The sequence below is a fragment of the Streptomyces ruber genome, from assembly GCF_014648075.1.
GTDB lineage: Bacteria > Actinomycetota > Actinomycetes > Streptomycetales > Streptomycetaceae > Streptomyces > Streptomyces ruber.
Genome location: NZ_BMQK01000002.1, coordinates 216555 through 241825, shown reverse-complemented (window position 1 = coordinate 241825; position 25271 = coordinate 216555). Strand labels below are relative to the sequence as shown.

The window sequence follows — 25271 nt, the reverse complement described above, 5'->3', positions numbered from 1 at the left end:
GTTCAGCGCGGTGGCGATGTCCCCGGGGATCTCCAGGTCGTACGAGGAGCGGAAGCGGGTGGTGGCGTCGTAGGCCGCGTGGTGCGGCAGGGGCAGCGGCAGGTCGGGGGCCAGGCTGCGGCGGGCCCAGAGGTGGAGCCGGGCGCCGTCGCGGGTGAGCGCGACACGCTCCTCGTCGGTGCCGACGCCGGCGAGGTGGGAGGCGCGCAGCACCTCGGCGAGTGACTGGTTGTCGGTGAGCACCGACCAGGCCAGCACGGCGGAGCGGAACGCGACCATGCGCTGGGCGTCGGCGCCGGTCGCCCGGTACGCCTGGAGCAGCCACAGGGCCGGGCCCACGGTGCCGCCGACGTAGCGGAAGCCGCGGTCGTCGTGGGCCAGGCGGTACGCGCCCTGGCGGTGGCCGCGCGGGTGCGGCGGGTGCGGGGAGCCGATCCGGCCGGGCTCGGAGTTGCGCAGGCTGGTGGGCGCGGGGCCGTAGGCGGCTGAGCTGAACGCCTGCATCAGCTGGCCGACGGTGGGCTGCTGCTCCAGGAACCGGGCCAGGGCGGGGCTCGGCCCGGCCTGGCCCGCCGCGGCGGGCTGTCCGGGGGCGGCGAGGCCGAGGGCCAGGTCGGCGCCGTGCGGGCCGTGCTGGGCGGCGAGGCGCGCGTGGAGCCGGCTGACGGCGTCGACGAGGACGGCGCGGGTCTGCGGCCGGGCGGCGATGTGCCGGGCGAGGTTCACCTCGTACTGGTAGCTGAGGGTGCGCCAGTCGCGCCGGGCATAGAGCGGGCCGAAGCGGAGGCTGTCGGGCTCGCCGGGGATCCGCCAGCGGGACACCGACCAGGGGTTGCCGGGCAGCACCGCCTGCCCGGTGGGGCCGGCCGGGGCGACGCGCTCGAAGGGGGGTGCCGGGAGCGGGGGCGCGGCGCGGAAGGCGGGGCTGACGCGCAGCCAGCCGTTGGGGGTGCCGTCGGCGTTCTCCAGCAGGTGGACGGCGGCGGCCGGGCTGCCGTCCGGGCGGCGCATCGGGGTGACGGCGACCCGGCCGGTGTTGACGAACACGTCGAGACCCGTGGCGTCGGCGATGCCCTGGACGCGGCGCGCGGTGTCGGCCGGGTCGGCCGGTCCGCCGTCGCCGCGGACGGGTTCGCAGACCACGACGGTGACGCTGGTGAAGCCCGCATCGCGCGGACCGGTGCCGAGGAGCCGGCCGACCGTGTCCCCCGTCGCGCCGGACGGCAGGCCGTCCGGACCGGCGACGGTGAAGCCGTCGGTGCCGCCGTGCGAGGTCCAGAAGAAGGTGCCGCCGGAGCCGGTGGCGGGCAGGGCGCGCTGCCGGGCGACCCGGATGCCGCCGGGGCCCCGGCTCCACTCGGTGTAGCCGGCGGTGTCCCGCAGCCCGGAGTAGAAGGGCGCGCGCAGCGACCAGTCGGCGGCCGTGAAGGAGGCGCGGCCGACCAGCCGTCCGTCGGCGGTGCGGATCTCCTGGGTGGTGATCTCGGAGGGGGACGTGACGGTGCGCTGCCCCGCCCAGGGGTTGTTCCAGTAGTCGGGCTCGGGGTAGTGCGGAGCGGCGGTGCGCTGTGCCGGGGCCTCAGGGAGCGCGGCGGGGCGCTCGGCGAGGCGTACCAGCGTGTAGCGCAGGCCGGTGTCGGGGTCGGTGCGCGGGACGCGGGCGGTCACGTCGAACTCGGCGGGCGCGGCGTGCGCCGCCCGCCGCTCCTCCGGGTTCGCCGCGTAGGGGCTGATGTCGCGCGCCGAGGAGCGCTCCACCTCGTAGAGCACCGGGTGGTGTCCGTCGCGGGAGGCGTCGGCCAGCGCCCGCAGAGCCGCGGACGGGCTCAGCCGTACGGGGTGCAGCCGGGCCGCGGTGACCACGCCGGGCAGCGCGTCGGCGGCCTCCTGGGAGGCGGGCGCCTCGCCGGGCAGCCAGCTCCCCCACCACACGGCGGTGTCCACCGGCGGCAGCAGGGACAGCGCCTCCAGGGCGGCGGCGGTGTGCTGGTCGGCGCGGGTGCGCAGGAGGTCGGCGGAGCGGGCGACGACGTCGGCGAGGAGGACCGCCGACGTGGCGAGGCGGGCGGCGCGGTCGGCGGCGGGCAGGGCGCGGGCCTCTCCGACGAGGCTGCGGAACTCCGGCACCTCCATCAGCAGCACCGGGAAGTCGCCGCGGCCCTCCAGCGCGGCGGTCAGGGCGGCGCGGGCCGCCGGGACCACCGGGACACCGCCGAGCAGGGCGGCGTCGGGGCCGCCGAGCAGGTACAGCGCGGTCAGGTGGGACTCGTCGAGGCCGTCCAGGGCGGAGCCGCCGTGCCGGCGCAGGCGTTCCAGGAGCGCCTGTTCCCGCTCCAGCAGGCCGTCGGGGTCGGCGTCCGGGTCGGCGGCGAGGATGCGCTCGCCGCGCCGGATCGCGCCGGCGAGGCCCTCGGGCAGCATCCAGGTGCCGGTGGCCTCCGCGCCGATCCGGGCCGTGTCGGTGGCGTACAGGGCGCGGTGCGGCGGGCGCAGCGCGGCCGGGTCCTGGGCACCGGGGCGGCCGGCGGGGCGCAGGGTGCGCTCCGCCCAGGCGTACAGGTGGGCGGCGTCGCCGAGGACGACGGCGCGTTCGGCGGCGTCGCCGAGGCCCGCGGCGTGCGAGGCCAGGAGGATCTCGGTCAGCGAGTGGCGGCCGGTGGGCAGCAGCCAGCCGAGGACCGCCTCGCGGAAGGCGGCGGAGTCCTCACGGCGGGTGCCGGGCAGCATGCGGTACCGCGTCAGGGCCTTCTGCGCGGTGTGCGCGGGACCGTCGCCGAGCGGCAGCCCGCGGTCGCGGTGGTCGCGGCGGTGGTTGCCGTCCTCGTCCCGCTCCCGCGGCCGGTCCGTGGCGAACCAGTCGGTCAGGCCGGTGCCGCGGGCGTACATGCCCATCAGGCGCGACAGCGTCACGTCCGTGGCGGGGTCGAGGAGCCTCTCCAGGGCGGCGAGCGGGTCCGAGGGCATGGCGGACTCGGGGAACAGCACGGCGGCGGCGCGGGAGGGGTCGGCCGTCCCGTGCCGCTGCTGGTGGCGGTGGACGGCGCGCACCGCGGCGCGCGCGGTGTCCAGGACCGCCGGGTCGGCGGCCAGCGCCAGGCCGAGGGTCCGCTCGTAGGCGCGGCTCGCCGCGTCCCAGCGGGGGTCGGCGTGGAGCGAGGAGAGCAGGTCGGCCGGGGAACCGGTGTCCTCCGCGCGGCCGGACGGCGTGGTGGGCGCGCTGATCAGCCAGCGGGGGCGCGGTTGTCCGGGGACCTGGTCGAGCTGGAGCCCGTGCGGGACGCCGCCTGCCTGGCCGCGGTCGTAGGTCTCGTTGGTCGTGGTGGCCGCGGCGACCTCGTGGCCGGAGGCGTCGGCCAGGGTGCGCGACAGCGGCCCGGCGGCGGCCGGGGGGCCGAACACGACGACGGTGGCGGCCTCGCGGGGGCCGGTGAGCAGCCGCCGCAGGTAGGTGCCCGCCTGCCCGCCGGTGATCAGCCGGGAGCCGTACGGGGAGCCGGCGCGCACCAGGCGGCCGTCGCTGGGGACGGCGAAGAACACGGCGCCGTTGTCCCAGGGCACCGGGACCCGCTCCGGCTCCCACTCCTCGGAGGCGGTGTCGTAGTACTTGAAGTAGTCCAGGACCGGCAGGGTGGCGAGGCCGCGGCGGCGCTCGGACCACTCCTGGGCGGTGTAGGCGGTCAGCCCGGACCAGGTGCCGTCGGGGGCGACGACCGGGCGGGCGAGGATCTCCCGCTCCCAGGCGGCGGCGTCCTGGTCGGGGGCCTCCTGGAGCAGGACGTGGGTGTAGACGCGGCCGGTGGTTGCGTCGTGGCGCAGCTCGCGGGAGACCTCCGTGAAGCGCGCCGGGCGCGGGTAGAGCGCATAGCGCGCTCCGGGGAGGCGGGAGAACGGCGCGATGTCCCGCGCGGTGGAGCCGCGCACCTCGTAGAGCACCGGGCGGCGGCCCTCCGGGAGGGTCCCCGCCGCGATCACGCGGACGGCGTGCTCCCGTGAGGTGTGGACGGTGTGCAGGGCCGGGCGGTCGTGGACGGTGCCCGGCCGAGGGGTGGCGACCTGCTCGGGGGTGCCGGACTCCAGGCCCACGTGGTAGACGGTGCTGTCCACCGGCGGCAGCAGTTCCAGCGCCTCGTGCGCCATGCGCGCCATCGCGAGCAGCTCGGCACGGGCGCCGTCGGCGAGTTCGGCGGCCCGCTGCCCGGCCCGCTGGGCCAGGGACTGCAGAGCGGTGGCACGGGAGGGTCCCGCGGGCACCCGGGCCGCCTGGCGGGCCAGCGAGCGCAGCAGGTTGTCGCGGAGCAGCACCAGCGGGTACGCCGGGTCCTTCGCGCCCCGGCCGACGAGGGCGGCGGCTCGTGCGGCGAGGACCTGGCGGAACCGCGCGGCGGCGTCGGGGCCGGTGCCCCGGGCGGCCTCGGCCAGGGCCCCGTCGGGTCCGCTCGCCAGGTACAGCGCGGGTACGTGCGCCGCCGTCAGGTTGCGCAGCAGGGCCGGGCTCTCGTGCCGCAGCAGCCAGGCGCGCAGCGCGGCGCGCCGCTCGCGGGCGGAGGGGCCGCCGGGCCACGGCAGCGTCTCCAGGTCGGCGGCGCTCCAGGTCTCGCCGTCCAGTCCGGCGAGCGAGGTGATCGCGGCCGGTTCGGCGGCGCCTGCGGTGATCCAGGGAGTGAGCCAGGCGGTGTGCTGCCGGTAGAGCCGCTGGTGGGGCAGGATCAGCTGCTCGGGCAGGTTCGGGTCGTCGCCGAGCACCTCCCGCAGGGTCGGGTCCGAGGCGAGCCGGACGCGGGGCGCGAACACGGCGTCGGCCCAGGCGTACAGCTCCGCCGCGCCGGTGTCGGCGGGGCGTGGTTCGCCGGTGTCGCGGACCCCGGCCGCCTGCGCGGCCTCCAGCAGTTCGGCCAGCGAGTGGCTGCCGTCGAACAGTCGTTCGGCCAGCAGTGCGGTACGCAGCTCCAGGAGCCGGTCGGGGTCGGTGCCGGGCAGGGCGGCGTAGGCCCGCAGCAGCCACTCGAAGCGGGTGGCGCGGCCGTCCCGGACGGGGTGGCCGAGCCGGTCGTGGCGGTCGCGGTACCAGCTGCCCTCCGGCGCGTGCGGCTCGGAGGGGGCCACGGTGGTGGTGAGCCCGCGGGTGTTGAGCTCCGGGTGCTCGTGCCACAGGCGGCGCAGGGACTGCCGGCCGGGCTGGTCCAGCGGCCCGTAGGCGGCCTCGGTGAAGGCCTCGAGGAGGGTGTCGAGCTCGTCGTGGTCCAGCAGGTCGGCCATCCGCTGGGCGGGGTCGGCGTCGGCGTCCGGGAGCGATTCGGAGTCGGAGTCGGAGCCGGAGTCGGGGAACGCGGAGACCGCGGCGTCGGGGCCGAGGTGGTCCGAGAGGTAGGCGTACAGGGCGCGTACGGCGTCGCGGGCGGCGTCGACGACGGCGTCCTCCTGGGCCAGGGTCCGGCCGAGGGCGTGCTCGTACTCCGCGGCCAGCGACCACCAGCGCGGGTGGGCGTAGAGCACGCCGAGGCCGTCGGGACCGGCGTCCGGCGCCGGCAGGGGGGCGGTCGCCGGCATGGGGGCGCCGGGGGTCTCGGTGACCCTCAGGAGGGCGAAGGGCCGGCGGTCCCTGCCGTAGTGGAGTATCGAGCGGCGTACGCGGTCGAAGACCACCCCGGGCGGGTAGAGGGCCTCCGCCTCCTTGGGCCACGAGGAGAACATGGCGATCTCCCGCGCCTGGGAGTTCGCGACCTCGGTGAGCTGCGGGTGCATGCCGCGCGGCGGCGAGCCGCGGTGCAGCGCGAAGTCCAGGGCGCTGCTGCGCTCCAGGGCGGTGCTGCGGAAGAACGGCATGGTGATCCGCCGGCCGCCGTAGAGCGCGGAGGACTCGGAGGGGCGGCGCAGGGTGCCGGGCACGGCCCGGTCGCCCCAGTACACGGTGCGGTTGACGGGCGGGAGGAGTTCCAGCGCCTCCGAGGTCATGTCGATGTGGCCCGGCAGCTGGGCGTGCACGCCGCGGGCGACGGCGTCGAGGTGGCGGCGCGCCCGCAGGAGCTGCGCCCGGTCGCCGCTCCCGACCGCCTGCTGCACCCCCGTGAAGATCGCCGGGAAGTTCGGCTGGATGCGCATGATCAGCGGGATCCGGTCGTACTTACCGCGCCTGGCGAGGCTCCAGACCATCCGGCGCACCATCCAGCGGCTCATGCCCCGGCCCAGCCGCTCGCCCTTCAGGTACGCCTTCATCAGCTGGTAGTCGTGGAAGGTGTAGACGTGCAGCGCCGTCAGGTGACCGGGCGACAGGCGGAGCAGTGCCTCGCGGCCCGCGTCCCCGTACCGCGTCAGCCACTCGCGGCCGATGACGAGGCGCTCGTCGTTCTGGTCCATGCCGGTGCTGCCCGGCGCGAGCATGTCCCGCACCATCCTCACGAGGTCGTCGGGGAGGTTCAGCTCACCCGTCACGGCCGCCGGGAAGCGGTTGTAGTGGCTGTACAGCACCTCGTGCGGGGCCCTCAGCCGCTCCCGCAGGGCGGCGCCCGCGGGGGTGGGCGGGATCAGGTGCCAGGGGACCAGGTGTTCGCGCGCCCAGCTGTGCAGCCGGGAGGCGTCCAGGGCGGCGGCGCGGCGCTCCTCGGGACCGCCCATGCCCAGCAGGTGCGAGGCGCGCAGGACCTCGTGCAGGGAGTGGACGCCCGCGGGCACCGCCCATGCGATCAGCGCCGTACGCAGCATCGCGGCCTCGGCCGGGGTGGCGCCCGTCTCCAGCGCGCCCTGCAGCAGCCACAGGGCCGGCCCGTCGGGACCGGCGACCCTGCGGAAGCCGTGGCTGTCGTACTGGTGCCAGGCATGCCCCACGGCCGGTGGCAGCGACCGCAGGGGCTGCCCCGTGCCGCGGATGGTGCCGGGCAGGGTCCGGGCGACCGTGGCGGGCGACTGGGGGGCGGCGAAGACCGCGTTGGCGTAGGCGAGGAACAGCTCGGACAGGGTCGGCCGGGCGTCGGGGCCGAGCAGGCGGGCGAGCCGGTCGCCGGGCTGCGTCCCCTGGTCGTCCGGGGTGGGGAAGAGGGTCCGGGTGGCGGCCTCCTCACCGTGGCGCTCGGTGAGGAAGCGGTGGGCACGGCCCAGGGTCTCCCGGACGACCTGCTGGACCTCGGGACGGGCGCCGAGGAGCTGGGCGAGGGCGAACTCGAAGTTCAGGCTGAGCTGCCGCCACTGCGGGTTCGGGTACAGGGCGGTGAAGCGGGGGCTGCCGGGCGCTCCGGTGATCCGCCAGGACGCGAGGTTCGGCGGGCGCTGCTCCCGGGCGCCGGGGCCGTCCTCGGAGTCGGAGTCGTCCTCGGAGCCGCTGAGGTCCTCCGGGGCGTAGGAGTGTTCGGAGACCTCGGAGCGGGAGTCGGAGTCGGAGTCGCTCTCCTCACTGGCTTCGCCGGAGGCGTGGGTCGTACCGAAGCCGTTCTCGAAGACGAACTGGATCCCGCCGGGGCCGGTCGTACCGGGGTCGGCCGTTCCGGGGCCGGTCCCGCCGCCGGAGTCCGATCCCATCTCCTCGTCGGAGTCGGAGTCCGAATCGGAGGTCTCCCCCTCCTCGCTCTTGTCGTCGACGTCCATGGGGTCGTCGGCGTTGACCTGTCCGGCGTCCGGGTAGCGGACCGCCGGGACGGCCCGGGGCGCGGGCGACGGGGCCGCCTCCGCCGAGGGTGCCCGGCCTCCCGGGTACTCGGTCACCCACTCGGTGGGTCGTCCCTCGGCGTCCTCCAGCAGGTGCGGCACCCCGTCGGAGACCGCGGTCCGGCCCACCGGCAGGTGCACCGGCAGCCCGGTGGCGTCGGCGAGCCGCCGGGCCCGCGCCCGCGCGGCGGCCCGGTCGGCGACGGCACCGGCCGGACCGCAGGCCAGGACGGTGACGCTGCGGAAGCGCGGGCCGAGCAGGGGGCGCAGCGCCAGGCCGGTGGAGGTCCCGTCGTCGTGGCGGACGCCGCCGTCCTCGGTGTGCAGGGCCAGCCCCGTGGCGCCGCCGTGCGAGGCGAAGTGGAAGGTGGTGCCGGCGTCGCCGGGCCTGCTGTGGTGGGAGGCCACCGGGCGCCCGTCGGCGTCCCGCTCCCAGGCGACGAAGCCGTTGTTCTCGGCCAGCCGCCGGTAGTCCGGCTCGCGCACCGCCCAGTCGGCGTCGTCGAAGGACGCCACACCGATCAGGGCGCCGTCCTCGCCGCGGATCTCCCGCAGCTCCGGCAGTGACGGCCAGGGACCCGACGGGGCCGGCTCGGTGATCCGCAGCAGGTCGTCCGGGGCGCCCAGCAGCCGGACCGGCGGCAGGGACGCGTACGGCGAGGCCGTCTCGTGCACGGTGATGTGCTCGTAACCGGTGGCCGGGCCGTTGCGGAGCGGCTCCACGGTACGGCTGTCCACGCGGAAGTGCTGTCCCGGCGGGTAGATCGCCTCCACTTCCGAGACGTAGGCGACGAACGGGGTGACCTCGCGGGCCGTGGAACCGCGGACGTGCACCATGCCGGGGTGCGCGTCCGGCGGTCCGGGCTTGTTGCGGGCCATGAACCCGAACGCCTGGTCGCGGTCGAGCGAGGTGCTGCGCACGAACGGCACGTCGATGAAGTCCCGGCCGTAGACCGGTCCGTGCTCCGGGCGGTCCAGGGGCCCGGGCATGCCGCGGTCGCCCCACCAGACGTCCCGCTGGACCGGCGGCAGCACCTCCAGCGCCTCGGTCGCCATGTCGACGTGCAGAGGCAGCTCGTCGTGGAGCCGGTCGGCGAACACGTCCGCCCGGCGCCGCAGCTCCGCCACCTTCTCGCTGCGCGTGCCCAGCTCGTCGGCGACGTCGAACATGTCGTCGTACAGCTCGTGGGCGCCCTCCAGGCGGCGCAGGGTGACGGGCAGCGTGCTCACCGCGTTGGCCTCGGCCGCCCGGCGCATCAGCGCCCAGGTGTTGACGCGCACCAGGTGGCGGGAGAAGCCGGCGCCCAGGCGCCGCCCGTTCAGGTACGCCTTCATCAGGCGGTAGTCGTTGGCGCTGTACAGGAAGACGGCCGTCAGGTGCGCCGGGGCCAGCTCCGCCAGGGCCCGCATGCCGGGCCGGCCGTTCCGGTGCAGCCAGTCGAACATCGCCTGACCGCGGTCGCCCTCGAGGCCGTACGGGTCGCGCAGCGCCCCGTCCACCAGGTCCAGCAGGTCGCCGGGGATGGACAGGCGCTGCGGGGTGATCCGCGAGGAGTACCGCATCCGGGCCTCGTAGAGCGCCTGGTGCGGCGGGATCAGGTGGCGGGCGCGCGGATCGCCGGGCGGCAGCAGGGACAGCAGGCGGGCCTCGCGCACCGACGCGTCCGCCCACAGGTGCAGGCCCGCGCCGTCGCGCAGCGCCGACGTCCGCTCCCGCGCGTGGTTCGGGGCGGTCCCGGCGAGGTGCGAGGCGAGCAGGATCTCGTGCAGGGAGGCGAGGTCGGCCGGGATCAGCCAGGAGATCAGGGCGCCGCGGAAGGCCGCCAGTTCGAGCGGGGAGGCACCCAGCGCGGCGTAGGTCTGGAGCAGGCGCAGCGCCACGTTGCGCTCGCCGCCGACCCGGCGCAGGCCGCGGCTGTCGTGCACGGCGCGGTAGGCGCTGCCGGGCGCGTACTTGGCGCGGTTGCCGACGGGTCGGGCCAGCGCCTCGGCGAGGTCCGCGGGGAGTTCGCGGCCCGCGTGGGCGGCGCGGGCGTAGGCGGCCATCAGCTCGTCGAGGGCGAGGACGCCGGGCGGCAGGGTGAGCAGCCGGTCCAGGGCCCGGGCGGGGTTCTCGTACGGGATGCCGGGGTCGAGGAAGGCACGCTGTGCGCGCTCCTCGCCGTAACGCTCCGTCAGGTCGGCGTACAGGCGGGAGGCCGCGGTGCGGGCCGCCTCGGTGATGCCGGAGTGCGTGCTCATCAGCCCGGCGAGGGTGAACTCCAGCTGGACGCTGCGCCGCCGCCACTCGCGGTCCTGGTAGAAGGCGGCGAAGCGGACCGTTCCGGGGGTGCCGGCCGGGCGCCAGGACGGCACCGACCAGGGGGCCTCGTCGGCGGCGGGAGCCGTGGCGTCGCCCAGGGAGAGCGAGGCGAGGGCGGACGACGGGTCGGTGCTCACCGGGGTGGCGTTGATCTGCTCGGGCGCGGGGTAGCGGAGGACGCGCCGCGCGGGCGGATCGGCCGGGGCGGGCGCGCCGAAGGGACGCACGGCGCTGGTGGTCGGCGCGCGGTGCGCGGGGGCGGCCTGCCCGAGGTGGAAGGTGCCCGTGGCGTCCGCGGCCGGACGGGGCGCCACGGTGGACGTGGGGGCGGAGGCGGGGGCCGGCGAGGAGACCAGCGTCGGCGCGCCCGCCTCGTCGGCCAGCGGCTCGGTGAGCATGACCGGGGTGGGGACGGGCGGCATGGCGCGGCCCCAGCGGCCGTGCTGCCCGGTGTCCGGGTCGGGCGGCGCGAGCAGATGGAGCGGGGCGGGCGCGGCGCCGTCGGCTGCGGGCGCCGGGTCGGGATGCAGGACGCCAGTGAAGGCCCAGGTAGGACGGGAGGTGCGGGTGGCGACCGCGGCGGGCAGGTTGCGGCCCGGGCCCGTGGTCCGGGGGACCAGCAGCGCGACGGGCACCTCGAGAGCGCCGGCGCGCAGCGGCGGCGCCATGTCGAGCAGGGCGAGGAACTCCTCGTCGGACACGGTGATCTCGGGCTGTCCGGCCAGCCGGAGCACGATCCGCCCGTCGGGGTGGGCGTCGGCCCAGAAGACCGCGGCCTCCTCCTGCTTCTGCACCGTCCACGGGTACTCGCTCCTGCGGTGCTCGACGCCGCCGTCGGACTGGGGCATGTGCCGTGTGAACGCCTCCATGTCGAGCCCGCCCGGCGCGGGGTTGCCGCTCCAGTTGAAGCCCGTGAACCGGCCTCCGTCGCGGACCAGGTGGTGCTGCGGGGCGAACGCGCCGAGCGTCGTCAGGTGCAGTGCGGCCAGCGCGGTGTCGTCGTTGACGTCGACGTCGGCCACGACGGCGTGCGCCGCGAGGAACCACAGCTGCCGCTGTCCGGCCGGCGTCCACGGCTGGTCGGCGGGCAGGTGCAGGATGCGGCGGGCCCTGGCCTCGCCGTCCGGGCCGAGGCCGGCCAGCTTGCGGGCCCCGGCGTGCAGGGCCCACAGGACCTGCGCGGTCTCCTTGGGGCCCACCGCACCCGCCTGCGGCGGCCGGCGCAGCACCGTGCGCACCAGGGGTTCGCCGTGCTGGGCGAGCTGCGCGAGGGCGTTGCGCAGGAGGGGGTCGCCGATACCGGCGCTGAGCGGGCCGCGCTGCGGGGTGGAGAGCATCCGTACCGCTTGGTCGAGGGCGGTGCGGTAGTCGGCGGAGGCGGGAGTGCGCCCGCCGGCGACGCGCTGGGCGATCGCGGACCACAGCTCCATGCGGAACGGCGTGTAGCGGCTCAGCTGCGGGTCCTGGGCGCGGAGCGTCTCCAGCGCGCCGATGCCCTTGAGCAGCCGCGCGTACCCGGCGGGGTCGGCCTCGGCCTCGGCGCCGAACACCAGGCGCAGCGCGCGCACCAGACGCAGCGTCGTGGCGCGGGTTGCATCGGGTACGGGGCCGGTGCCGGTGTGCAGTCCGGCGGTGACCGCGTGGGTGTCCAGTTCGGCGGCGGTCGGCTCGGGGTGGAAGTCGAGGCGCACCCCGGGCAGCCCGCCGGGGGTGTCGAACAGGACGCGGGCGCCGACGCCGATGCCGCTGCTCATCAGGGAGCCGTTGACCACGCGGCGGCTCGCGTTGGCCGTGTGCTGGGCGAGCGACAGCTCCTCGAGCGGGTCGTCCGGGGTGGGCGCCATCCGGTTGTCGAGCTGTATGCGCGCGGGGTTGCCGCTGGACGCGGACCAGCAGACCTCCAGGCCCATGCGGTGGTCCCGGGGCAGGTCCCGCACCTCGGGCAGGCCGCCGATGTAGCGTCCGCCGTCCTCGCCGGAGAGCCAGACCGTCCGTCCGTCGCGCAGGGCGAGCTGGAGTCCGCCGGGCAGGCCGTGGGCGACGAAGGTGTAGGCGGCCGCCTCGGCGGGCTCGCGCGGCTCGACGCTCGTCAGTTTGCTCCCGCCGGGGTACGGGGTGCGCCGCACCAGGCGGGTGGCGTGCGCGTAGCCGCGCAGCAGCTCCTCGCGCTCGCGCACGTCGTCGGCGTGCGACATCCGGCCGAACCGCTCGTCCCGGTCGGAGACCACCGGCCGGCTGTCCACGTCGTCGTCGCGGAACACGGTGCCGTCCAGGGCCGTCCAGGCGCGGTTCACCGGCGGCGCGCCCACCGCGTCCGGGTGCACCGGGACCCAGGCGCCGACCGCGTGCCCGGGGCCGCGGTCGACGAGGACGGGCACGTGGTCGCCCTTCTTGGTGCGCCGCAGCTGCGCCTCGCCGCTGGGCGCCCACACCGTACGGCCGGTACGGCGGGCGAGGGCCCTCAGCATCTCGAGGTGGCGGAAGTTCGCCGCTCCCGGCACCACCAGCACGATCGGCACGTCCGGCGGCAGCTTGGCCAGCTCGGGGTCGGCGGCCAGGGTCGCGGCCAGGTCCTCGGGGCCGAGCACCCGGCCGTCCGCGGTGCGCAGGCCGGCGGGGTCGCTCTCGGCCCACACCGCGTAGGCCCTCTCGCCCCAGGGCGCGGGGCGCGAGTCGGCGCCGTCGGGCGAGGCGTCGCCGACGACGACGCGGGCACTGCCCATGCGCACCCGGCGCACCGCGGTGCCGGTGAGGTTGCGGCCGGTGGGGTTCCCGGAGGCGTTGCGCAGCAGGGTCTCGGGCGGCAGGTCCAGGGCGGTGCCGGCGGCCGGGAGGTCCCCGGTGGCGCCGGGGTCGTCGAGGGCGAGCGCGGCCAGAGCGGACGACGGGTCGGCCGGGGACTGCACCGTGGGGTTCTGGACGTCGGGGGCGAAGAGGGTGATCCCCGCCTGTGTCCGGGGCTGGGTCTGGGTCTGTGCCTGCTGGGTGCCCGGCGCAGTGCGCCGGCCGGTGGTCCAGCGGCCGGGGCCGCCGGTCGTGGGGTCGAGCATGAGCAGGACGGTGCGCGGCGCGTCGTCCGGGCCGGTCAGCGTCATGGGCCCGGCGGCGGTGTGGGCGGTGCGGCCGGTGTGCTGGGCGAAGCGCTCCACGAATCCGGCGGGCAGCGGCGCCGGCCCGGTGTTCAGGAACACCGCGGGGTTGCCCAGGGGCAGGTCGCGCAGGACCGGGTCGAGGTCGAGGAGGGCGAGGAACTCGTCCTGGGAGACGGTCGCCCGCGCTCCGCCGGGCAGGTGCAGGACGATCCGGCCGGTCGGGTCGGTGTGGACCAGGTAGACCCGGGGGTCGGGCAGGCCGGCGCCGGCCCAGGGGGCCGCGGAGGGCCTGAGGGAGGTACCGGACGGGCCGGGGACGATCTGCCGGGGGTCCGCCCAGTTGACGCCGCGCGGCGCCGGGGTACCGCTCCAGTTGACGCCGGTGGCCTGCGAGGGATCCGCGAGCCAGGTCGCCGGGCCGAACGCGCCGCTGTCGGTGAGGTGGTGGGCGGCCAGGACATTGGCATCGGTGATGTCCAGGCCCTGGGCGGCGGCGCGGGCCGTCAGCGCCCAGACCTCCTTCTGCCGGTCGAGGTTCCACGGGGTGCCGTCGGCCAGGTGCAGGATCCGGCGGCCCAGCGCCTCCCGCTGCTCCGCGGGCGGGGTGGCGAACAGCCGCTGGGCGGCGCGTGCGGTGGCCCACAGGGTGGACGCCCAGTGCTGGGGGGTGGGGGTGGCGCCGGCGGGGAGGTTCTGGACATAGCGCACGAGGGCGTCGCCGCTCGTGCCGAGTTCGCGCAGCGTGAGGCTGAGGGCCGGTGACGGGATCGCCGTGCCGAGTTCGGCGGTGGGGTCGCTCGCGATCAGGGTGCGGGCGTGGTCGAGCAGCGCGGTCCGGCCGGCCACGTCGGGAGTCCGCCCGGTGTGCACCTGGGTGAAGAGGTCCCACAGGTCCATGCGGAACGGGGTGCCCGCGGACAGCATCGGATCGTTGGCGCGCAGGCGCTCCAGAGCCGCGATGCCCTGCCACAGACGCGGGTAACGGATCGGATTGGTCTCGACGGCGCTGCCGTAGGTCTGGCGCAGGGCGCGCACCAGGCGCAGGGTCGTGTTGCGGATCTCGGCGGTCACGGGGCCGGGGCCGGTGTGCAGGCCGCCGTCGCGGGCCAGCTTGTCGAGCGCGTCCGGGCCCGGCTCGGGCCGGAACAGGACACGGCGGCCGAGGGTGCCGCGGGCCGAGGACATGGCGAGGCGGGTGTGGCCGTTGAGGCCCGTCTGACGGGTCGGGGCGTCGGTCTCGCGGCCGGTGGTGTTGGCGACGAGCTGGGCCAGCGGCACCTCCGCCAGCGGGTCGTCGACGTGCGGCGCCTCGGCGAAGGGCTGGTTGCGCCGCCGCGGGTCGCCGTCCGTGGCACTCCAGCAGATCTCCAGGTGGATGCGGTGACCGGGCGGCAGGGTGCGCACGTCGCGCAGTCCGCCGAGGTAGCGGGCGGCCTCGTGCTTGTCGAGCCACACGGTGCGGCCGTCGCGCAGCGGTGCCTGCATCCGGCCGGGGTTGCCGTGGGTGGCGTACAGGTAGATGCCGCCCGGCGGCGGCGCGACCGGCTGCCGGGTGCCGTCGTGGCGGCCGGAGTCGGCGGGCACCAGGTTGACCAGCTCGTTCAGGTGGTGGAAGCGCCGGAAGCGGTCCTCGTCCTGCCGCACCCGCCCGTCCGGGCCGGCCAGGGACAGCCGGCCGAAGCGCTGGTCCCGGTCGTCGGCGAGCGGACGGCTGACGATCTCGCTCTCCCGGAAGCGGGTGCCGTCGACGGCCGTGAACTCCCGGTCCTCCTCCGGCAGTGCCAGGCCGGCCGGGGTGACCGATATCCAGGACCCGACGGGAGCGTCGGGGTTGCGGTCGGTCAGGGCCGGGCCGTGGCGGTCGCCGTCGGGAAGCAGGCGCGCGTCGCCGCTCGCGCCCCACACGGTGCGGCCCAGCCGCTCGGCCACCGCCCACAGCGTCCGCTGGTGGTCGCCGCCCGCGTAGGGCAGGACCAGCAGCACCGGGACGTCTGCGGGCAGCTTGGCCAGCTCCGGGTCGGCCGCCAGCAGGTCGGCGAGGGTGTCCGGGCCGAAGACCCGCCCGTCGGGCAGCCAGGTCTGCCCGGCGCCGCCGGGCGCGGCGACGACGTAGGCCGTGTCGGGCCAGGGCGCGGACCGGGCGAACACCCGCGGCACCGCGCCGGGGTGCACCTGCACGGTGCGAACCTTCGCGACGTTGACGTCGGTGAGCGGCCTGCCGGTGAGGTTGCGGCCCCGCACGGCGCCTCCGGCGCCCCGGATCAGCGTGCCGGGGCCGAGCAGCGGGTCGCCGGGGCCGGTGAAGGTCCCGGACAGCGGCCGGGGCGCGGGCCCGGACACCGGAACGGCCGGAGCCGGAGCGGCCGGAGCCGCAGCGGGCTGGGCGGGCGGGGCGGCCGGGGGGAAGAGGTCGGCGGACGGGTCCGGCTGTCCGGTCGCCGCCGGGCCGGCCGGGGAGAACAGCGACGGCTCGCCGCCCTGGCCGTGCTGTCCGTACGGGCCGGGGGCCTGCGACGCCGACGCCCAGGCGCGCGGACTGTGGTGGCGCGGCGTCAGGTCGAGCCCCGACAGCTCCAGGTCCGTCCCGGTCCGGCCGGCCGCGGCGACCAGCAGGAACGGCAGGCCGACGGGCGGCGCCGGCTCGGCCAGCACCCCACCGGTGAACTCCGCGGCGATCGACTGCCGCAGCTCGCCCCAGGTCAGCGGAGCGGTGAGGCCCCGCTGCAGACGGTCGGCCTCCAGGGCCTGGAAGCCGCGCAGCAGGGTGTGCAGGGTCGTCCGGTCGTCCTCCAGGTGCGGGCCGTAGACCAGGCGCAGCGCGCGCAGGTGGCGCAGCACCTGCGGGGCGCGGGCGGGGTCGCCGGTCACCTCCCGGGTGAGGCGGGCCAGTTGCGGGCCGGTCGGCTCGGGCCGGAAGGCGGACCAGGTGTCGCCCTCGGCGAGCCGGAACCGGGCCGGGGCCTGGGTGTGAGGGGCGGCGAGGAAGGTCTCGTAGCCGCCCGCCGTGCCCCAGACCCAGCGGTCCAGGACGTTGGCGGCGGCCTGGCCGAGCAGCGGCCGCTCCAGCGGGTCGTGGGCCGCGGCGCCGGTGAGGTCGGCCGCGGGGAACAGGACCGGGCGGTCCGGCAGCGACGCGGTGAGGTCGGGATCGGCCGCGAAGAGCAGGTCGGCGAGGCCGTCGGCGTCCAGGACGGCGGACCCTGCGCCGTTCAGCGCCAGGGCGAGACCGGAGGCGTCGCCGCGCAGCCCCACCAGGTAGGGGTCGGTGAACGGCAGCGGCTGCGGGGCGCTCTCGGCGGGGGCCGGCCCGTAGCGCATCCAGGTGAAGTGCCCGGTGCCGGGCAGCAGCCCGTACGTCTGGCGGCGGGCGTCCCGCCAGTCGGCCGCGGGCCGGGAGGACAGGCCGACGGGGCGGCCGTTCGGGTCGCGGTGCTTGAGCAGGGCGATGGTCTCGACCGGGACGTACGTCCCGTCGGCGGCGACGATCACCGCCGCCCAGGGGACGGTCTCGGGCCGCCGCGCCGGGTCGGCGACGTGGGCGAGGGCGTTCCGGACCGCGGCGAGCAGGGCGGCCGTCCGGTCCCGCTCGGCCGGCGGCACCTGGTCCTGGAGGGCGGCGGCCCGCTCGGCGGCGTCCCGCAGGGTGCTCAGGTCGGGGTGGTCCGCGGGGACCGGGAAGCCGAGCGCGTAGCGGCCGAGGGTCTCGGCGATGCTGTGCGCGCGGGGCACCGACAGCAGTCCCTGGCGGCGGCCGTCGGCCTGCGGCCAGCCCTGGCCGGAGGCGAGTGCGAGGAAGTCGGCGACGGCCAGGACGGCCGGGTGGTCCAGGATCCGCTCGACGGAGGCGCGCAGCATGTCCTCGGGCAGCGGTGTGCGCAGCTGGGCCGCCCGCTGGTAGGCCCGCCCGGTGAGCTCGACCAGTTCGCCGACGGCCCGCCGGATCTGCTCGCGGGTCAGGAAGCGGCCGGTGTAGCCGAAGTCGCGCAGCTCCGGCAGGACCAGGCCGAGCTGCAGGCGTCCCCCCTCGGTGTCCAGCTGCGGGTAGTCGTCCATGCCGACGGTCTCCTGCTGGGTCACCAGGCGGCCGTCGGAGGTGCGGCCGGTGAAGGCGGCCGTCAGGTGCTCGCGCGGGCTGGGGGCGGCGGAGGCGGCGGTGTCGAAGAAGCCCGCGAAGTACGGACGGCCGGGCGACAGCTTGCGCTGGTACTCCTCCAGGGCCCGGGCGATCGTGGCGTGCGCCCGTTCGGTGAGCGCGGACAGGTCCTCCCCGAGCGGGGTGAGCCGGCCGGCGAGGAAGGCGCGGGTGCGGGGGCGCAGCGCGCCCAGGATCCGGTCGAGCGGGTTGCGGGAGGCCACCGGCAGGAGGTGCTTGGTGAGCATCGGCTGCGCGCCGGGCAGGGCCGCCGCCTGGATGACCACCCCGGCCGGGCGGGCCGCGACGTGGTGGTACGCCAGCCAGGCGTAGCCCCACACCTCGTCGATGTCGGGGATGACGGAGAGGAAGGGCATCAGCTCGGACGGCACGTCGTCACGGCCGAGCAGGCGGCGGACGTAGTGGGCCGTGACGTCCCGGCCGTAGCCGCGCCCGAGGGAGACGAGAGGGCGCAGCCAGGGGGAGGAGAGGTGGGCGGCGCCGACGTCCTGGAGCTCGCGGAGCCGGTCGGCCGGGTACCCCGGGGTGGCCTGGGTGAGGTACGTGCCGTCGTAGCCGACGGGGGCGGGCGCGACGAGCACGCTGTCGCCGAGGTCGCTGAGCGTCCACCCGTCGGACGTGGGGAGCAGCGCGGCCAGCGGCACCCCGTCCGGCCGCGCGTCCGCGCCCGCGACCCCGTCCATCGCCCTCTCCAGCCGGTCCAGCGCCTGCTGTGGGGACTGGCGCCGCTCACCGGGCACGGAGCCCATCGGGTCGAGGACGAACTCGCCGATGGTGTACGACTCCAGGTACGGCTCCGGCTCGCCCGGCACGATCTCGGGGCGGTGCAGGTGGAAGCGCCCGTCGGCGGTGCGCCAGAAGTCGGTCCAGTCGGTGACGATCTTCAGGCCGGGGCCGGTGGCGAGGACCAGTTTGGCGTCGGGTTCGGCCAGGCCCCGGATGAGGAAGAACCGCCGGTCCTCGACCTCCAGCCCGACACCGGCGTAGCGGTTGCGCTCGGTGGCCGCGTCGAGGACGGCGTGCGTGGTCGAGGAGGACTGCAGGAACGCCGGCAGGGCGTCCGGCAGCACCTGCCCGGACGGGTCGATCAGCACCGCGCGGGCCTCGGCGGCGGTGAACGGCGGCGCCTGCGAGGACAGCATCCGGGTGGCGGGCGCCGACAGGTCGAGCCACACCACGCCCTGGCCGTCGCCGAGGTGGTAGGCCGCCCAGGCGTGTCCCATCAGGGAGCCCGGGCGGCGGGCGAGGAGGAACGCGGCGGTGCCGGGCCCGGCGGCCGCGACCGCCTCGGCCAGCGCCTCCCAGGAGCCGACGCGGTTCCAGCCCGGCCCCTGGGCGAGCGCGCTGTCCGGGGACGGCGTCCGTACGGCGGCGCTGTCGTCGAGGGTGACCGCCGGGCGGACCCCGGCCGGGTACAGCGCGGCGCGCAGCGCGCGGAGGAGCTGCAGGCAGCGCTCCACGGACAGGCCGCGGGCGGACTCCCGCGCGGTGACCCGTTCGGCGATGCGCAGCAGGTCGGCGTGGTCGCGGACGACGGGCCGGGGCAACGCGGTACGCAGCGTGGGCGGCACGCCCGGGGCGACGGTGGCGGGCGGCGCGAGACGGGCGCCGCCGGGGGCCGCGGGGGCGCGGCGCGGACCGGGCGCGGCCGGGGGCGTGGCGGACAGCGAGCCGAGCAGGGAGCCGGAGACGCCGGTGCCCTCGGCGCGGCGCACCGTGTCGAGGCCGGTGGAGAGCCGGGCCAGATCGCGCAGGGCGGTCCGGCGGGCGGCCTGCGTCGGCCGGTCGCCCAGGGTGCGCTCGATGTCGCGCAGTGCCTCGGCCGCGACCTCCGGCTCCTGCCGGTACTCCTGCTCCGGCGCGGCGGACTGCTGCTCGGCGGCGACGGCGGCGTCGTGGGCGTCGGCGGCCTCGCGCCAGTCCTTCCAGGCGCCACGCGTGGCGTCGGTCGTGTCGGTGGGGGTGCCGTCGGCGGCGAACGGCCAGTGGCGCGGGCCGTCGGCGGTCCGCACCACCAGCTCCACCGGCCGCGCGGCGCGCACGGCGGTGCGGGAGGCGGCGTACAGGGCGCGGGCGAGACGGCTGCCGTCGGGGTCGTCGCCGAGGTCCAGCCACAGGCGGGCGGTGGAGTCCTCCGGGTCGAGCCCGGCGGCGAGCGCGGCCGGCAGGTCGGTGACCGGGTGCCGGGCCCAGTCGCGCAGGTCCTCCGCCTCCTGCCCGGCGAGCATCGCGGGCACGTCGTACACCCCGGCGTAGGGGCGTGCGGGGGTGACGCCGAAGCCGAGCAGGTCGTTCTCCCACAGCCGCACGACGGCGGTGCCGGTGACCCAGCGCCGGCCCTCGGGCCCCTCGACGGTGATGACGGCGTCGACCGTCGTCTCGTGGCTGCGGGTGCCGCGCCGGTCGGCGGGCGCGGCGGCGCGCAGCCGGTTCGGGCCGGTGCCGGTGGCGCCGGTGGCGGAGGTGTGCGGCTGCTGGGCGGCGAGCGGCACGTTCAGCGCGAGGAGCTGCCTGCCGGGGCGCAGGCTGTGGGTGCCCTGGTCGGTCGGGGCGGAGGAGCTGTCGGCGGTGGTGGTGGTGCCGGCGGCGCCCCGGGCCCGGTCGACGCCGTCGCTGTCGGTGACCGGCCGGGGCGAGGACAGCGCGATGGACAGCGTGGGCATGCCGCCGGGGCTGCCCAGGGGCCGGCTGCCGGGCATGCGCGGGGTGAGCCCGGCGCCGGCGCGGGGCACGTCGAGGCCGAGCTGCCCGGCCTGGACGAGTTCGCCGAGGCGGGCGACGGACGCCTCCACGGAGGCGTCGGCCGGCAGGCCCCAGGAGCTCCGCAGCGCCGGGGCGACCTCGTGCAGCGCCCGGACCAGCTGGGGGAAGGCGTTGAAGCCGTACACGGGGGTGCGTCCGGTGGGCACCAGCAGGGGCGCGGCCGGCGGGGGCGCCGTCAGGACGAGACCCGCGGGAGCGGTGGGTTCGGCGGAGCCGGCCGTCTCCTGGACCTGGAGCGGGATGCGCAGGGCCGTGTCGCCGCCGTCCTCCGGCACCAGGTACAGGGCGGAGGGGTCCGCGACGACCCGGTGGGGCGCGGAGTCCTGGTCCAGGTCCGCCATGACCGCCGACAGGGTGTCCATGTTGGCGACGCGGCCGATCCAGCCGCTGTCGCCCCGCAGGAGCGTGCCCGTCGGCGCGTGGACGAAGTCGTGGCCGAACCGCGTCCACCCGGTCGGCGGGATCTCGTCCCCGCCGGGCAGCCTGATGTGCCCGGTGTCGGCGACTTCGTAGCGGAAGGGCTCCGAGCGGGACTCGGCGGGACGGACGTAGGTGTACCAGCGGTCGGGCCGCGGGTCCGTGGCGGCCGGGACGTCGTCCGCGGCCCTGCCCTTTCCGCGCCCGGTGTCCGCGGACGCGTCTGCGTCCGCGTCGGTCGTGGGTACGCCGGTCGCCGGTACGTCGGAGGCGGGCACGACCAAGGCGGGGTCGACGCCGAAGCGGGGCCGCATGACGGTGACCGGGCGGCCGATGGGCCACTGCTCCGCCACCGGGTCGAGACCGTCGTCGGGCGAGCCGCCCCGCAGGCCGCGGGTGGCGACGTGCCGCAGGCCGCCGCGGTGGTCGTCGACCGTGATGTCCACGGTGGCGGGGACCGCGGCGCCGCGTACGGAGGGCCGGCGGTCGCGCACCGAGACCGGGTCGACGGTGAAGCGGTCGGCCGTGAGGTGCGGCTGCGGGGTGCCGTCCTGGAGCGCCGCCAGCGCGTCGGCCAGCTCGCGCCGGAACGAGGCCGCGACCGCCTCGGCACGTACCTTGCCGAGGTCCCGGCCGCCCAGGCGCGCGCTGCGCTGCCCGCTGACCGTGACGTCCGGCAGCGGCAGCCCGTTGGCGGCGTTCCACAGTCCCGTCCTGGCCACGATCTTGGCCAGGTGCCGGATGGCGTTGCGCGAACCCTCGGGCGTCTGCTGGGCGTCCTTGTCGAAGGAGACGGACATCGGCAGCGCCTGCTGGCCGCGGACCACGACGGCGGTGAGCGGATTGGCCTCGAACGAAGGTTCCTCGGTCAGCAGCTCCGCGTTGGCGTCGTGGGCCGACTCGCCGGGTCGCTGCGAGTACATCCGCATGTACCACAGGTGCTTGCTCGGGATGACGGGTTCGATGTTCCCGACGCGGGACGCGGCGGCGCGGGTGGCGGCCTCGAACCTCTTCTCGGCCTCCGCGTGCTCCGGTGAGCCCGCGGGCGCGGCACGCATCTCCGTCTGGGCCTGCTTCGCCCTGATCAGGGCGAAGGTCAGGTCCAGGTAACCGCGCAGCTCCGTGAGGTGCTCGTCGGTACCGGCCTGTTCCTGGCGCCCGATCTCCTGACGCAGTTGCGCAGCGGTCCCCCGCAGGTCGTCCAGGTCCTGGTTGCGCAGGTTCGCCAGGACCGCCCTGCGGTGCCGGTCATTGCGCCGCACGACGCGCGAGTGGTTCTCCAGGGACACCTGGTGGCTGCCGTCCTCGCTGGACAGGACCACAGTGGCGAAGTGGTAGCCGAAGTACGCACTGCTGGCGTCGACCTGCGGCTTGGCGTAGTTGCGCTCCAGACTCGGCTGACCGTGGGCGCCGGACGCCGCGACGGACTGGACGAGGTAGCCCTCGCCGACGTCGGCCCACGCGTGCTCGTTGACCCCGATCCGGCGTGCGGCGTCCGAGAGGGCGTCGCGGCGCGGGTCGGCCGGCTGGGCGAGGCTGAGGGCGCTGCCGTACGCGCGGCCGGGCAGCGGACCGCTGCCGTCGCCACCGGTGGGCCGGTCGTCCCGGCGGACGAACGAGGCCGCCCACGCCGGGTCCGCCGTCTCCGGCCGCACGTCGCCGTCCGCGACGTGGCCCAGGGCGTCGGCCAGGTGGTGGGTGCCGGTGACCTCGGCCCCGTCGGAGGCGTTGACCGGCGCCGTGACCGCCGGGCCGCCCCCGGGGGCGCGGAAGACCATGTGCGACGTGCGGGCGTTGCCGGCCAGCATGTCGGCGAAGTCCCGGCAGACCTCCTCCGTGGACTTCCCGGAGCGGGTCAGGAAGTCGGGCATCACGCGGAACAGCCGTCTGCTGCCCCCGTCGGGGGTGGGCAGGACGATGCTCAGGTCCTCGTCGGTCCGCAACCGCACCGCGAGGCCCGCACGCGCCAGCTTGGCCGAGGCGCTGTCGACGGCCTCCCGCGTCGCGAAGACCTGCTGCCCCGGCGTGTCGTCCTCGACGGCGAGCGTGCGGTCGGAGGAGATCCGCAGGGCGGGGCGCGCGGTGACGAGCGTCTGGTCGTAGTCCTGCTCGGACAGGAGGAGCTTGGGGGCGTCCTCCGTGCCCGACAGCGCCCGCGGGGTCTGCCACCCACCGTGGGCCCTGCCGGGCTTGCGGAACAGCACACCCTCGCCGCGGTTGTCCACGACACCGTAGTCCGTCGTGGTCAGCGGCTCGGCCCGGCGCGCCTGGATCCCGTCGCCGGGCTCGGAGTCGTTCTCGTACAGGCCGACGATGTCCGCGAGGTCCCCGTCGCTGTCGGCGTCCTGGTCCGGCCGGACGGAACTCCACACCGTGCCGACACCGTCTCGGACGGGACCCAGCGTGATGCGGTCGGTGCCGGTCCGCCAGTCCGTGGACGGGCGCGGGGCGTGCTCGGAGAACCACACCCGGGCGCCGGTCAGGTCGGCGACGTGCTGCGCCAGGGACGCGATGTCCTCGTGCGGGAAGGCCAGGACGATGTCGCTCTTCCCGTGCCGCGCCGGGTCCCGCGTGACGAGCCGGGCGAACTCGCCGGCGTCGTCCAGCGTGACCATGCCGTCGGGCGTGTTGAGCCGGACCGAGTTGCCGTACTCCTGGGCGAGGACCACGTACGGGTCCGACCACTGCGCGGGCCATGCGCTCAGCCCACCGTCCTCGTGCTCCACCGCGTAGGTGTCCAGGGGCGGCACCTGGTCCCCGGTGCCGGTCCAGTTCCGCACGGTGCCGTTGCCCCGCGTGAACCGGGTCTCCCGGCCGAGGGCCGCGTCGTGGCGCCGCATGTACGAGGCGAGGGCGTCCTCGTCGGCCAGTTCGGCCGGTGAGGCGCTGAGCGCGAGCGACCCGAGGAACAGGAGGTGCCCCTCGCCGACCGGGGTGTTCGGGCGGAGCCCCAGCACCCGCCTGGCCAGGCCGTGCAGTTCGCCGAGCACACCGGTGGCGCTGCCCGTCGCGTCCGTGTGCTTCCGCGCGAGTTCCCGCAGCGCCATCGCCGTGCCGACGAGCATCTCGGGCGAGTGGTCGTCGCGGGCCGCGGAGCCGAAGAGGAGGTCGAGGTACTCCTCGGGCGTGAGGTCCGGGTCGGCGTCCTGGCTGCCGGTGTCGTCGCTGGTGTCGTCGGCGAACCGGAACTGCGCCAGCCTCTCGGCCTCGGGGTCGTCCGTGAACCGGAACTGCGCCAGCGCCGCGGCATCCGGCCGCGCGAGCCGGGGCCGGCCGCCCCCGCCTCCGCGCTCGGCGCCGGACGGCGTGTCCAGGTCGTACGCCTCCTCCTCGCCCCGGAGGCCATCGGCCGGGTCCTGCGTGTACGAGCCGGTGCGGACGTCCTGGGCGTCGCCGTGGGCGGACGGACCGGGGGCGTTCGCCGGTGCCGGGGCGGTGCCGCCGGAGGAGGCCAGGGGCGGCGCGGCGGGGGCGGTGGGTCCGGTGGCGTCCTCGGGGCGCAGGTTCCCGTCGAGGGCCGCACGCAGGAGATGGTTGAGGGTGTTGGCGGTCAGGGAGCGGTCCCAGCCCTGGCGTGTGGCGTACTGGCCGGTGATGTGCTGCAGGCCGGCCCAGGTGAGCGGGCCGGGGTCGGTGCCGCCGGCCGCCTGGAAGCGGAGCTCCTCCAGCCGTCCGAAGCCCTCGATCAGTTCGTGGAACTCCGTCTCGCGCGCCGGGTCGCTGTCGATGTCCAGGCCGTGGGTCAGGCGCAGGGCGCGCACCCAGTGCAGGGCGCGGGTGGTGCGCCGGGGCAGCTGGGCGGGCAGTCGGCCCAGGTCGGCGAGGGCACCGAGGGCGATGGCGCGAGGCTCGGGACGGAATTCCTCGAAGTGGCCCTGGGGGCGGTCGGGGTCGTCGAACTTGATGACGCGCGGGGGCAGGCCGTTCTCGGCGTCGGCGGTGCCGACCTGGGCGTCCGAGGCGAAGACGGTGCGGCCGGTCTCGTTGGCGACGTGCTGCGCGGAGGGCGGGTAGGTCAGCAGGTCCTGACCGGGCCGCCGGTAGGACAGCTCGCACCACAGCGCCCACACCGGCTGCTCGGGCGGCAGGGCCTGGAGGCTCTTGCGCCGGGCCAGCATCCGGCCGAGCTGGACGGGCGGGGTGGCCTGGTTGGCGCCGGTGCTGCGGCGGGGCACGGTGGTGCGTCCGCTGTCGCCGTGGCCGACGGCGACGTAGGAGTCGGCCAGGGCCCGCGGCAGGGGCAGCGCCCCGCTCTCCTTGGAGCCGTGGACACCGGGCAGCGAATCCAGGAAGTCGGAGTAGTGCTGCATCGCGGACAGCGGGCGCATGGACTGCTCGCGCAGGGCCATGTCGTGCGCGTCCAGGAACGCCCGCCCGGTCAACCGCTGCCCGTCGATCGTGGGCAGCGGATAGGAGTGGATGTCGCTGTCCGGGAAGACGGTGCCGTCGGACGCGGTGACGGTGGCTTCCGGGTCGTCCGGGACCAGACCGGGGTCGGCCGGGAGCCAGGCGCCGGCCGGATCGTCCGCCGAGTCCGGCGTCGCCAGGACCGGTGCCCGCCGTCCGCCGGGGACCGGCTGCAGGCGCAGGTCACCGTTGGTGAACCAGGCGCGGGTGCCGGTGCGGTCCGCGATCACCCGCGCCAGAGCCTCGTTCTGACCGTTCTCCTGCTCCCCCATCAGGAGGACGACGGGGGCGCCCGGCCGCCGCTCGGGGTCGTGCAGCACGATCTCGGCGAACTCGGCGTCCGACACCGGCGTCCCGGCCACCACGACCAGGCCGTCGTCGTTGCGTTCGGCCACCACCGCGTGGGCGGTGGGGCCCCAGGGCGCGGGGCGTACGCCCTGGAAGTCGGCGGTCTGCTCCAAGTGCAGGGCGAGGCCGGGGCGTCCGGTCCAGTTCCGTCCGT

General features: G+C 76.7%; 1 protein-coding gene (only partly in view). It reads right to left on the bottom strand.

All 25271 nt of this window come from inside a single coding sequence — locus tag IEZ04_RS05640, lonely Cys domain-containing protein, on the bottom strand. Of the gene's 47442 coding nucleotides, 19180 precede the window and 2991 follow it; the stretch shown corresponds to coding positions 19181-44451 (codon 6394, partial, through codon 14817, complete); the first complete codon in reading order (the gene reads right to left) occupies window positions 25267-25269. The start codon and the stop codon both lie outside this window.